Below are 12,129 nucleotides of genomic sequence, written 5' to 3' on the forward strand. Positions count from 1 at the left end.
TTTGCCGGCCCCCTCCGCCAGATCGCCGTTTTTTAAAGCGTTGGCGTTTGTTGAAATCGAGTGTAGTTTGAACAAAAATGAAGATACAATCTTTGTTTTGTTATTGAACAAAAATCCCATTCAGGACGACCGTGCAAAACGCAGATACGGATGACACCAAGACGCTCACGCTGCTCGCGCGGGGCATTCGGAAGCGCACGATGCAAGGCATCGCGCTGGACGTGGCGGCGATGATCCGCTCGGGCGCGATTGCGGTCGGTACGAAAATGCCGGCGGTACGAGAGCTTGCCGAGGCCCTCGGCGTGAGTCCGGCGACCGTTTCCGGCGCGTGGAAGCAGTTGCGCACGTACCGGCTGGTCAGCGGCGCGGGACGCAACGGTATTTGGGTCTGCGGCGATCAGGGCGCGGTGCGTCCGACGCGCTTCGAGAGCGTTGGGCACTATGGCGACCAGATGGCGGCCGATCTCTCCATGGCGGTGCCGGACCCGGCGCTGGCGCCGGACCTCGGCCCGGCATTGCTGATGGGGGCGAAAACTGCCGGGCTGAACAGCTATCGCCGGGAGATGATCTCGGCGCCGCTGCGCGACGCGATGGCGTCACGCTGGCCCTACCGGCCCGAGGCGTTTGTGGCAACCAATGGGGGTTTCGAGGCTGTGTACCTCGCGCTGCAAACGTTAGTGTTGCCGGGCTCGGTGGTGGCGGTCGAAGATCCGACGGCCGTGCGCATTCTCGACATTCTGGAAAAGCTCGGCGCGAACGTCATCTCGGTGCCGCGTGATTCGCATGGCCCGAAGCCGGAATTTCTGGCGCGCGCGCTCAAGCAGCAGCCGGTCGTATTCCTCTATCAACCTCGCACGCATTCCGTGACGGGGGGCTTCGTTTCCGACGAGCGGTTTGACCAATTGGCCGGACTGCTCGAAGGCACGGATACGGCGATTGTGGAGGACGACGGACTGGGTGACATCGCGGTTCGTCCGGCGAAGAGTCTGGGCGAGCGTTTTTCGAATCGCACCGTGCATATCCGGTCGTTCTCGAAATCGTTCGGGCCGGATTTGCGGCTGGCGGTGATGTCGGCCCCCGCGAAGGTTGCCGACGGGGTGCTGGCCTATCGAAATTTCGGCGCAGGATGGACCAGCCGTATTCTGCAAGCGGCGGCGGCATGGCTGTTGGATCAGCCTGAAACGGCGCGTGTTCTTGCTCATGCGCGTGAGGTCTACGCGCAACGCAGAATTGCCTTGATCGACCATTTGGCGAAACACGGACTCGTGTTGCCGCCGACCTCACGCGAAGACGGACTTTGCATCTGGATCCCGGTGGAATCGGAGCGTTACGCACTGGTGACGCTCGCCGCACGCGGCATCGCCGTGCATCCGGGCGACCGCTTTCATATCGAGAACGTGCCGCATGTCCGAGTGGGCATCGGGCTGCCCATCGACAATCTGGAGACGGTCGCGGCGGCAATCGTGTTGGCGGCCACCGGTGGCAAACCGCCTGCATCGCAGGCAGGCGCAGCGGCCGCGTATCCGCGACAGCCGGCCAGCGTGTTCAGCATGGGGCGCAACAATCAGTCCAAATCGTAGCCACGATCACGCCACTCGCACAACCACGCCGCGAGATCGGTAACGTTCATCCCCAGTTTGCTGTTAAGCGTCTGATCTTTCGGCCACGCAACGCCATCTTTGCGGGCGAAGGCGAGCCGGTACTTGCCCATCATGTCGTCGGGGTGTGCTGCGGCATCGGCTTTCAGTTGCGGCACGCTCAGGCGTTCGCACGTGAAGGGGCGGCCAAGGACGGTTGTCAACGTGTCGGCCAGTTCGCTGTACGTGAACGTGTCGCCTGCCACATGGATAATTTGATTGTCGAAGTCGCGCCATGAGGCCGCGATGAGTGCGGTCAATCGGCCGATGTCTTGCGGCGTGGTGACGGTGAGCGCGTAGTCCCAGTCGCCGAGCGCGCGTACGACGCCTTGTTCGAGATCCACCAGACCAAATTCGGGAAGCACGACGAAGCTCGTGAACATTCCCGTCGAGACGATGGTCCAGTGCACATCGCGCTGACTGCGCAACATGTCGCGAACGTCCAGTTGTTCGTCCCACACATCCTGACCGCTGCCTCGGCCAACGACGTCGTAATCCACGCCGAATTGCCACGGGATGTAGTGCGCAACACCAGCGGCCAATACGGCGGCCGTGATCTTGCGTTGTGTGCCGAGTCCGCCGACGAAACCGGTGCAGCAGATGATCTGATCGAAGCCGGAAAAGATCGTCGCCAAAGCGTCTTCGGTAGCGACCGCGAGATCGGCTTCGACAACGGTTATCTCAAGTTCGCGCATCATCGCGGCGCTACCGGAACCCGGGCGCAGCAGCACCGAAACGGAGGCCACTTGTCCGGCATCGCGAAGCTTGGCTAGCTCACGTAATACGCATGCGCCGAGTTCTCCGGCGCCCAGCACGAGGACGCCGCCGTTTGCCGCGTTTTGAATGGTCATTTGCAACTCCTGTCGAGTTGCGAATAATAGGAGCGTTATGAACCCGCGAGAAGAAGGCACACCCGTGATACTGCCGCCGTCCCCCTCATTCGATGAAGCTGTGCAGCAGTCGCAAGCCGCCTGCGACGCCTTGAGCGACGTGGATGACACGCTCAAACGCGAGATTCTTTCGCACGCCGGAAATCGCTGGTCGCTCGGGGTGGTGCATGCCTTGGGCGTGGCCGGCACGTTGAGACATGCTGAACTGGCGCGCAGGCTCGATGGCGTGACGCAGCGCATGCTGACGCGCACTCTGCGCCAGTTAGAGCGCGATGGCTTGATCGCGCGGCAGGACTACGGCGAAGTGCCGCCACGCGTCGATTATCGTCTGACAGCGTTGGGGCAGGGGCTGCTGGTAGGAATGCTGCCGCTTTGGCGGTGGGTCATTGACAATGCGGCAGACTTTCGTGATGCGCGGCAGCGTTACGACGAGAAAACGTCTTGATTTACAGGGGTTTTCGATACACGACAAACCCCGATTTCTCCGCAACCTGGTCGTAGAGGCGCATTGCGGTCTGATTCGTTTCATGCGTTTGCCAATAGACGCGCTCCGCCTTCGCTTTCTTCGCTTCGCTGTAAACCGCTTCAATCAACGCGCGGCCCACGCCTTTGCCACGCGCTGAATCCAGCGTGAAAAGGTCCTGCAAATAGCATATCGGTCCCGCCATGGTCGTATGGCGGTGATACAGAAAATGGACCAACCCGACGATTTGCCCGTCCGACACTGCCACCAAGGCGTGCATCGGCTCATAGCCGTCAAAGAAGCGTCGCCATGTCAGTTCGGTGATTTCTTGCGGAAGCGCTGTCTTGCCGACACGCCCGTAGAACTCGTTATACCCATGCCAAAGCGGCAGCCAAGCGTCGAAATCCGTTGGCGCCACGTAACGCACTTCCAATGCTTCTTTCATGACTCGCGCACCTAGTTGAATGATGACTCCGAGTGTAAAAGTGGAAGCCCGTGCCGACGAGAGCCAGTGCATCGGGGATTCATAGCGCCACGCGTGCAACGCTGCGAATGGTGATGTTTCGAGGGGATAAATGGCCAGTTGCCTGGAGAGGGCTATTTCGTCGTGCTTGACGGAGGCGTCTTTCGCTAGCAGAGTGACCCAGCACCTACCCAATCCGACATCATGCAGACAAACGAACCTCCTTTCCGATTCCGGCAGGGCACCCGGCCGCTTCTGATCTCGATGCCGCATGTGGGAACGTATGTGCCGCCGGATCTGGCGGCGCGTTTTACCGATGCGGCCCGGCACGTACCGGATACCGACTGGCACCTTGAGCGTTTGTACGATTTCGCCGACGAACTCGGGGCTTCCGTGCTGGTCGGCACGCATTCGCGCTACGTGATCGACCTGAATCGCCCGCCAGATAACGCCAGCCTGTACCCCGGCCAAAGCGTGACGAGCCTTTGCCCGACCGACATCTTCGACAACACGCCGATCTACGCCAAACCCGGCGATGAACCCGACGAGGCGGAAATCGACGCACGGCGCAAAGCCATCTGGGAGCCGTATCACCGGCAACTCGCCGCCGAACTCGCGCGCATCCGCACCGTGCATGGCGTTGCCGGCTTGTGGGACGCCCATTCCATCTGCTCCGTCGTGCCCCGTTTCTTCGACGGCAAACTGACGGATCTCAACCTCGGTACCGGCAAGGGCAGCAGTTGTGCTGAGCGATTGGGCGAGCGCTTGCTGGTCGAAGCCAAGGCGGCCACCGGCTTTACCAGCGTGCTTAACGGGCGTTTCACCGGCGGCTATATCACGCGCCACTACGGACAGCCTGCGCGCAATGTGCATGCGGTACAGCTCGAAATGACGTGGTCCTGCTACATGGAGGAGCACGCGCCGTTCGAATACGCACCAGAGATCGCGAAACACATCACGCCGCACTTGCGCCGCATGCTCGAAGCCATGCTCGATTTTGTGGAAGGGCGCTAAGCCACGGAGTCACTGCATAGCTGAATGCCTTGGATGAGCGATTCATGAAAGACACGGTATCTGGACGAAAGGTGATATAGACATGAATTATCATGTGCACACAATCCTTGCCGTTCCCGTCCATGCCTCCGTCGAAATCCAACGCGAATACTGTGCCGACCTCGTTCACTAGCGGAAAGCCGTCCGCGCTCTACCAGCAGGTGCGAAATTACATTGAAGGCAAGATCGCTGCCAAGGAGTGGGTGCCGGGCGACCGCGTCCCCTCCGAGCAGGAACTGGTCGAGCTGTTCGGTATTTCGAGAATGACGGTCAACCGCGCGTTGCGCGAGCTCGCGAAAGAAGGGCGCGTCGAGCGCGTGGCCGGCGTCGGGACGTTCGTCGCGGAACCTCGTCCGCAATCCACGCTGCTGCATATCGCGAATATCGCCGAGGAAATTCGGCGGCGCGGGCATCGCTATCAATGCCACGTGATTTCGGTGGAAAGCGTGCCCGCCACCCCGGAAATTGCCGGTGCCATGGGCCTTCCGACGGGACAACTGATCGCCCATTCGATCTGCGTCCACCTCGAGAACGAAGTGCCGGTGCAACTGGAAGACCGCTACGTCAATCAGTTCATGGCGCCGGACTTCGTCAACCAGACATTCACGAACGAAACCCCCGCCGCGTTCCTCCTGCGTGCAGTGCCTGTCGACGAGATCGAACACATCGTCGACGCGACGTTGCCCACGAAGAAACAAGCCTCGCTGCTGCAAATGGAGCCGACGCAACCGTGCCTCGTGTTGTTCCGCAGAACGTGGACCAAGGGCAAGGTCGTCACGATGGTGCGTTGTTACCATCCGGCGAATCGGTACGTGCTGGGCAGCCGGTTTCCTGCGGATAGCGGCACGCGCTAACCCGAGGGCGACGCCTCAGCGGCGCGGCTTTAAGCGTCAGGCGGGAGCAGCGACCTGCGCGCGTCGCGCCAACTGCCGCAGATGCATGTTGTTCAGCACCAGCGCAGACGCCGTCACGGCCACGCCGGCGATCTGCGCGCCATTCGGCACGGTGCCTGTCAACGCCGAGACGGCGAAGGCCGTCACCGGCACCACATCCATGAACAGCACCCCGTTCATCGGCCCCAGCGTCCGGTTGCCGGAGATCCAGCAAAGGATCGCGACAAAGCCCGCAATTGGCCCCATGTAAATCAAGTGCGGCACTACTGCGCCGAGCGACGTCAAGGCAGGCGTCGCGATGACGTGCGCCATGATCAAGACCACGTTCACGCCGACAATCGTCGTCAGCCCCAGCCATGTCGTCAGCGCTGTGTATTTGAGCGCCGACCAACGGGTGAAATGGGCCGAGCCGAACGTGTACAAGACCCAGCAAAGAGCGCCCAGCAAGATCAGACCGCTGGCCGCGAAGTGCTGCGGCGCAAGCCATGCGGCGTGCAGATCCCCACGTGTGATGACGAGTGCCACCCCGGTGAATGACGCCACCACGAACAGCAGTGAAGGCAACGGCGGCATTGATCGCCGCAACAGGGCATTGACCACCAGGCCCATCATCGGCTGCGTCGCCATCATCACGGACGCGTTGAGCGCGCCTTCATCGCCGCTCAATTGCTGGCCGAGGAAGACAAACGAACCGAAGCCGCAGAAGCCGACGGACCCGAGCAGCCACGCCAGTGGCAACGACTCGCCATTGGCACGAAACCCGGCCGCGCCTTCTCGCCGCAGCAACAAGAGGGCGAATGCCACACCCGCGATCAGGTAGCGCAGCGACGTGAATGTGAACGGATCGGTGTACCGGAGCACGTCGGTCATGACAGGGAACATGGCGCCGATCAGCACCGTCGCGACGAGGCATGACGCGATGCCTTTCCAGTATCCGGATGACGAAGAAAGTTGGGGTGCCATATTCGTGAATGATCGTTCTCAAAATAGGGAAATTTTTGCGGCAACCGGCATATGTGGCATTCACACGTATCGGTTGCCGCAACGCGCTGGCTTCACTTCAAATTCGTTGCAACGTCATCGCAGGGCACGCAACGCCATATCGACGATCGAGGCGAGGGCAGCCTCGTCCATGTCGGTTTTGCCGAGCACGCGGATGCCCTGCACCATGCACAGCAAAAAGCGGCCGACGTCTTCGGCATCTAGTGCGCGATCGAATTGACCGGCTTGCTGGCCCCGCGCAATGGCAAGGCTGAACTGGGTCGCGATGCGTTGTAACGCGGATTCCACGTAGGGCCGTAGCACCCGATCATCAGGCAGCAGTTCGAGCGCGGTATTGGTAATGAAGCACCCGTGCCGGTCGGCAAGGTTCACGTTCACGCGCGTGTAGTGCAGCAGGGCTTCGCGCAGGGCCGTTTCGGGCGGTAGGTCGGCCGCCAGTCTTTCCTTCAGTCGCGCGACGGCGCCTTCCGCATATTGCTCGAACGCCGCGACCAGCAAGCCGTGCTTGTCGCCAAACGTCCGGTACAGGCTGCCCCGGAATACGCCCGTCGCGTCGCACAGCGCATCCACGGGGGTGGCGTGGTAGCCATGCTCCCAGAACACGCGTGCTGCTGCCTCGACGGCTTGATCGATATCGAACTCTCGTGGTCGCCCCCGCTCGGCGACGCGCGGCTTTTGCGAACGGGTAGTAGCAGTCGTCATGAACGCGATAATAGGACTGTTTATTCTCAAAATCAACCGGCCAATCCAATGGGCATCGAAATATGTCGTCACGACACTGGCGGCATTGCGCCGGTGTCGTGGCTCGCCCACAATAGCCGGAGTTTTCCACGCAGCCGCGATGACACAATGACGCGGTTCCCATGGGCGCTCAGGGTCTTGGCGTCTTGGCACGACCAACCATCGGGGCTGGGCTTGGATCTCAAAGAACTGGACATTCTCGGCGACGGCGTCGCCGATCACTGGTACTACCGCGCCAAGGCGCATGCGCTGACGACGTTGCTCGGCGCACCGGCGGATGAGGTGCTGGACGTCGGCGCGGGCTCCGGTTTCTTCTCTCGCCACTTGCTGGCAGCGGGACTCGCGCAGCGCGCCTGCTGCGTCGATCCTTTCTACGCGAACGACTACGAGGAAACGGCCGCTGGCAAACCGATCCTGTTCCGGCGCAGCATCGGGCAATCGAACGCCGATGTCGTTCTCTTGATGGATGTGCTTGAGCATGTCGACGGCGATGTCGGCCTGCTGCGTGAATACGTGGCGCGTGTGCGTTCGGGGACTCGCTTCGTCATCTCGGTACCGGCGTTTCAAAGCTTGTGGAGTCCGCACGATGTTTTTCTCGAGCATCGACGCCGCTACCGTTTGCGCCAGATCGAACAGGTCGCCACCGAGGCGGGTCTCGTCGTCACGACGGGATGCTACGGTTTCAGCACCTTGTTTCCTGTCGCCGCTGCGACGCGCTTTGTGGCCCGCGTGGCCACGGCTGCCGGGACACCTGCGCGCTCGCAACTCAAGCGGCACTCGCCGTGGATGAACGCCACGTTATACGCGCTGTGCCGTTGGGAACACCCGTGGATGGCGCACAACCGCGCGTTCGGGTTATCGGCGTTCTGTCTTGCCGTGAAGCCGTAGCGACAGGACGTGTCTTGCGTCATCGCAGGCGATCGCATGACATATCGGCGTGTTGCCACGGCACTGACAGTCTGCCGTCATTTCCGCGCCATAAAGGACTTCGGCGATGCATGGCCTAGGGGCAAACGCGGTGACGGCGTTTGGCGAATTTTGCTACGTTGAAGCTACGTGCGAGCCTGTTTCGAAAGCGACCGATGTTTGGTTATTTGCCGGCCAGATGAGAGCGCCTGACGGCATCGGGTGAGCGCTGCGTGCTTTCAACAGGCAGGTTGCCATGCACCGATCTCCGCTTGTCGCTGACACTTCCACGCCGTCTGCTCAGGACGCCGCGAACAGCCGCTCGTTTCTGTATCCGACCGTGCCCGCGACATCGCTGAGCACCACGATGTTGAAGACAGATCAGATTCTCGCGACCCATTTGCACGGCATCGCGCGAGAGGCCGGCATGAGCCAGAAGATTCCCGTCGGCAACGCCAACGTGGTCTCGATTCAATTGCGCTCGACCGTTGGTGCCGAAGTCTGGAAGCACGGTCACCATGTCCCTACGGAGGCGTTCCACAAGGGCACTTTCTTTCTCGGTCATCTCGCCGACGAGCCCACGGCCTACATGCCCAACGAGTTCGAATGCGTGATTCTGATGATCCCGCAGGTGTCGCTCATGGAAATCTGCCAGGACCAGCCCGGCGGCGCTTACGTCGAACTGCGCGACGTGGACCACGGCGAAGACGCCGTGCTGTTTCACTTGGGCATGGCGCTCAAGCTGGCGATGCGCCAACCCGATATCGCCGGGTCGCTGCTGCTCGATCAACTCTCGCTCGCCATCGGTTCGCGTTTGTGCTCGGCGTACGGATCGCCGGTGGAAACGCGAACGTATCGCCGCCGCGTCCTGACCCGCCGCGAACAACGCATTGCCACCGACCTGATGACAGCCGATCTTGAGCGCGAGCCTTCGCTTGCCGAAGTCGCCGCCGCCTGCGGGCTGCCGACGCGGCAGTTTGTCGATGCGTTCCGTGCGTCGACCGGCATGTCGCCGTACCGTTGGTTGCGCGCGTTTCGCGTCGAGCGCGCCAAGGGGTTGATGCAGACCACCTCGCTTGAACTGAGCGACATCGCCTACGCCTGCGGCTTCGCCGATCAGAGCCACTTCACCCGCGTGTTCTCGGCCATGACCGGCTGCACGCCCGGCCTATGGCGACGGGCGCGGCAGACGTAGGGGACTGACAAGACGCCTTTGGCCTGTTAATATACGTTTCGTAGCTATTTCGTATATAAGAGGTCCGCAATATGGGTATCGTCAAGATATCGGAGCAAATGCATGAGGCGCTGCGCAATACCAGCGGTGCACTCAGCCGCTCGATCAATGCGCAGGCGGAACATTGGCTGCGCGTCGGCATGCTCGCCGAACTGAACCCGACCCTGAGTTACGGCGAAATCTGCCGCCGTCTCATCGAATCCGACGGCGCGTCTGCGGCATCGGTGGCCTCGGCCACGCTGCCAGCGAGTGCTGTTTCTCCCGTAACCGGTGCACCTGTCACCGCATTCAACAAGGTGGCGTAATGGTGCGCGAACACGTTGTCATCCGCTCGAAAGAAGAAGTTGCCCTCTCACGCCGTGCCGGCCAACTGGCCGCACAAGTACTCGACATGATCGGCGAACACGTCAAACCCGGTGTGACGACCGATGAGCTTGACCGTATTTGCCACGATTTCATCGTGCATGAGTTGAAGGCCGTACCGGCCAACATCGGCTATCACGGGTATCCGAAGACGGTCTGCACGTCGGTCAATCACGTGGTCTGCCACGGCATTCCCGGTGAAAAGCGACTGCATGACGGCGACATCGTCAACATCGACGTGGCGCTGATCAAGGACGGCTGGTTCGGCGACACGAGCCGCATGTACTACGCGGGCAAACCGGGCATTCTGGCCAAGCGGCTGGTCGACACCACGTATGAGGCGATGGTCGCGGGCATTCGTGCCGTTCGTCCGGGCGCTACGCTGGGCGACGTCGGCCATGCGATCCAGACCGTCGCCCATCGCGAAGGCTTCAGCATCGTGCGCGACTATTGCGGCCACGGCATCGGCACGACGTACCACGATGATCCGCAGGTGCTTCACTACGGCCGTCCGGGCACGGGGCTGACGCTCAAGCCGGGCATGATCTTCACGATCGAGCCGATGGTCAACGCGGGCAAGTCCGACACCAAGCAGTTGGGTGACGGCTGGACCGTAGTCACGCGCGATCGCTCGCTTTCCGCCCAGTGGGAACACATGGTGGCCGTGACCGAGACCGGTTTCGAAGTGCTCACGCAGTGGCCCGACGGGCTTGGCGAGTACGAGCGTTTTGGTGCGCTCAGCGTGAGCCCGGCCACGGCAAACGCTGCTTGACCGGGCTGGATCGAGGTCGAGCGCCGGTGCGTTGCCGACGCGGATAACCGCCGAGGTACCGACGAACGAAAGCCCCCATTCGGATGATGCGAATGGGGGCTTTCGCATGCTAGGATTTCTCGTCATGAGGCATCGAGGCGGCGGCTTCGCGCCGTTCGCCTGCCTGCTACAGACATCCGACGGACCTCCCAGAGACATCATGAAAGTGATAGCGGACGAAGGGAATCTCGTAGAAACGGCAGCCTTGGCGTGCCGTTTCGCCCACGACGAGTTTGCCCGGATCATCGGTGTGGAAGTGCTCGCTGATGGCGATGTTGCCAATTTCCTGCTCGACCGTCTGGCGAGCATGCGTTTCACTCCCCAGGAAAAGCCCAACCGCGCGCTGCTCGTGCAGCGTGTGCACGCCTGCGTCTATGCGATGCCAATGGCCGTTCGACAGGGCGAAGCCGAGGTCATCGAAGTGCGCCTGGCCGTCGTGCCGCAAGTGCAGCACGGACTGGCCACGCAACTGGTGATTTCGAAGGGGTGACGGCAGCCAGGCGAGGCTCAGGCGTCGTCCGGTGCGTCATCGAGGGCGAGCAGGCGGTCTGCATAACGCAGGTAGAACCAGCCGTGCAGGCTCGTTCCCACGGCAATGTAGGCCACCGTCACGAGGGTCTGCAAGATCAGGGCGCCGAGCAGGACGGTCGTAACGCCGGGCATGACGTGCAGCAGTAGCCCGAAGGCGATCGTCAGCAGCAAGCCAACGCCCATCAGCGGCAGCACCGTTACGATACCGGTGCCGAGCATCACCCAGAAATGACCGCGCGTGTCGTTCCAAGCCGCCCGCCAGCGCTTGGCTCTGCCCACGCTGACCTGCCCAAAGATGAGCGATATGCGCACCATAAAAAACACCAAGGCGCAAAGCAGGAGTGCCGTGAACGTCGCCATGGCTGGGCGTGAGTTACTCATGCTGGTGGCGCGCAACGCGAACACGGCAACCAGAAGCGCAAGCGTGAGCATGACGCTGAGCACGAAGCCGACTTGGATCGCCGCCCATATATAGCGCCAGAGGTCTCTGCCGTACCACGGCGTTTGCCGCGCGGCATCGGCACCGAGAATCGTGTGGCGATACACGTGCACGGCCAACACCGCGAACGAGAACAAGATCACAAGCGTCAGAAGCAGTGCCAGTGCACCGAGACCCAGACGAAGCCCCGGTGAGCCACCGCTTTGCGCCGTCATGAGCATCAGTTGTTTGACTGACGCGTTAAGGGCGGTCGCGACGAGCATGACGACCGCAATCGTAATACTCAGCAAGGGGCGACTGCGCAAGGCGTTGAATCCGTCGCGCCATGCTCCCGTGAAACACTGCTTGAACGTGATCGGTTCCATGATTCCCCTGAGCGTGTGTCGCTTCGTGATCCGAAGCTGTACGGCGATGACGCGTCCCGGAGCTTCTTAGGAGCGCGGGGTGGTTTGGCCGTGAGCGCACCCGTCGTGGCATGTCCGCAATGGAGATACGCGCCCGTTGATCGAATACGTTATGTGGCGCGCAACCTGCATGTCACGACGCCGCCATTCTCACAGATCGGCGAACGGCTGACAAATAGCGGGCGGCGGGGGGGGAGGGTGTTTGGAGGGAAGCGTCGACACGAGCGGTCGACGTGTTTTGGTGTGCGAAAAACAAAGATCAAATGACGGGGCGGCAAGCGCGCTGCTGTCGCCGCGCG

General features: G+C 61.6%; 14 protein-coding genes. 9 read left to right on the forward strand and 5 right to left on the reverse strand.

Translation table 11 applies throughout. The features are described from left to right. Positions 1-131 precede the first annotated feature (131 nt). The gene (locus CDV46_RS22960; protein ID WP_254916177.1) at positions 132-1,580 is read left to right on the forward strand and encodes an aminotransferase-like domain-containing protein; all 1,449 of its coding nucleotides are present in this window, start codon (positions 132-134) and stop codon (positions 1,578-1,580) included. Here CDV46_RS22960 and CDV46_RS22965 read toward each other — a convergent pair. Next, positions 1,565-2,488 carry an aromatic alcohol reductase gene (locus CDV46_RS22965; RefSeq protein ID WP_087725205.1) on the reverse strand — a complete coding sequence of 308 codons (924 nt, stop codon included), beginning with the start codon at positions 2,486-2,488 and terminating at the stop codon, positions 1,565-1,567. The genes CDV46_RS22960 and CDV46_RS22965 overlap by 16 nt on opposite strands. 100 nt (positions 2,489-2,588) lie before the next feature. Between CDV46_RS22965 and CDV46_RS22970 the strand changes: the two genes are divergently transcribed. Further along, on the forward strand, positions 2,589-2,972 hold the full coding sequence (locus CDV46_RS22970) for a winged helix-turn-helix transcriptional regulator (protein WP_254916178.1): 384 nt from the start codon (positions 2,589-2,591) through the stop codon (positions 2,970-2,972). A 1-nt stretch (position 2,973) separates the two neighbouring features. Here CDV46_RS22970 and CDV46_RS22975 read toward each other — a convergent pair whose 3' ends face one another. Continuing rightward, positions 2,974-3,435: a GNAT family N-acetyltransferase gene (locus CDV46_RS22975; protein WP_087687926.1), complete on the reverse strand. Its 462-nt coding sequence runs from the start codon at positions 3,433-3,435 to the stop codon at positions 2,974-2,976. A 222-nt stretch (positions 3,436-3,657) separates the two neighbouring features. Between CDV46_RS22975 and hutG the strand changes: the two genes are divergently transcribed. Both hutG and hutC read left to right on the forward strand, forming a co-directional pair. Continuing rightward, positions 3,658-4,467: an N-formylglutamate deformylase gene (gene hutG, locus CDV46_RS22980; RefSeq protein WP_087725208.1), complete on the forward strand. Its 810-nt coding sequence runs from the start codon at positions 3,658-3,660 to the stop codon at positions 4,465-4,467. 122 nt (positions 4,468-4,589) lie between these two features. Further along, positions 4,590-5,360 (forward strand): histidine utilization repressor, encoded by a 771-nt coding sequence (gene hutC / locus CDV46_RS22985; protein WP_087725210.1) that lies wholly within the window; start codon positions 4,590-4,592, stop codon positions 5,358-5,360. 36 nt (positions 5,361-5,396) lie between these two features. On the opposite strand, the gene CDV46_RS22990 is transcribed toward hutC, so the two are convergent. After that, positions 5,397-6,362 carry a DMT family transporter gene (locus CDV46_RS22990; protein ID WP_087725213.1) on the reverse strand — a complete coding sequence of 322 codons (966 nt, stop codon included), beginning with the start codon at positions 6,360-6,362 and terminating at the stop codon, positions 5,397-5,399. A 114-nt stretch (positions 6,363-6,476) separates the two neighbouring features. Further along, complete coding sequence (locus CDV46_RS22995; protein ID WP_087725215.1) at positions 6,477-7,103, reverse strand: TetR/AcrR family transcriptional regulator; 627 nt, start codon at positions 7,101-7,103, stop codon at positions 6,477-6,479. 213 nt (positions 7,104-7,316) lie between these two features. Here CDV46_RS22995 and CDV46_RS23000 point away from each other — a divergent pair, with 213 nt between their 5' ends. The 5 genes from CDV46_RS23000 to CDV46_RS23020 all read left to right on the forward strand — a co-directional run bounded on the left by CDV46_RS23000 (position 7,317) and on the right by CDV46_RS23020 (position 10,946). After that, positions 7,317-8,030 carry a methyltransferase domain-containing protein gene (locus CDV46_RS23000; protein ID WP_087725217.1) on the forward strand — a complete coding sequence of 238 codons (714 nt, stop codon included), beginning with the start codon at positions 7,317-7,319 and terminating at the stop codon, positions 8,028-8,030. 274 nt (positions 8,031-8,304) lie between these two features. Then, the gene (locus tag CDV46_RS23005) at positions 8,305-9,243 is read left to right on the forward strand and encodes an AraC family transcriptional regulator (RefSeq protein WP_087725219.1); all 939 of its coding nucleotides are present in this window, start codon (positions 8,305-8,307) and stop codon (positions 9,241-9,243) included. Between the two features lie 71 nt (positions 9,244-9,314). Further along, the gene (locus tag CDV46_RS23010; protein ID WP_058378303.1) at positions 9,315-9,587 is read left to right on the forward strand and encodes a ParD-like family protein; all 273 of its coding nucleotides are present in this window, start codon (positions 9,315-9,317) and stop codon (positions 9,585-9,587) included. Further along, the gene (gene map / locus CDV46_RS23015) at positions 9,587-10,417 is read left to right on the forward strand and encodes a type I methionyl aminopeptidase (protein WP_087725221.1); all 831 of its coding nucleotides are present in this window, start codon (positions 9,587-9,589) and stop codon (positions 10,415-10,417) included. The genes CDV46_RS23010 and map overlap by 1 nt, the downstream gene beginning before the upstream one ends. A 199-nt stretch (positions 10,418-10,616) precedes the next feature. Continuing rightward, positions 10,617-10,946, forward strand: coding sequence for a hypothetical protein (locus tag CDV46_RS23020; protein WP_087725223.1), 330 nt, complete (start codon positions 10,617-10,619; stop codon positions 10,944-10,946). Positions 10,947-10,963: 17 nt separating this feature from the next. On the opposite strand, the gene CDV46_RS23025 is transcribed toward CDV46_RS23020, so the two are convergent. Then, positions 10,964-11,791 carry a hypothetical protein gene (locus CDV46_RS23025; RefSeq protein ID WP_087725225.1) on the reverse strand — a complete coding sequence of 276 codons (828 nt, stop codon included), beginning with the start codon at positions 11,789-11,791 and terminating at the stop codon, positions 10,964-10,966. Between the last annotated feature and the right edge of the window lie 338 nt (positions 11,792-12,129).

This window comes from Pandoraea sp. PE-S2T-3 (genome assembly GCF_002179965.1).
In the GTDB taxonomy this organism is placed as follows: Bacteria; Pseudomonadota; Gammaproteobacteria; order Burkholderiales; family Burkholderiaceae; genus Pandoraea.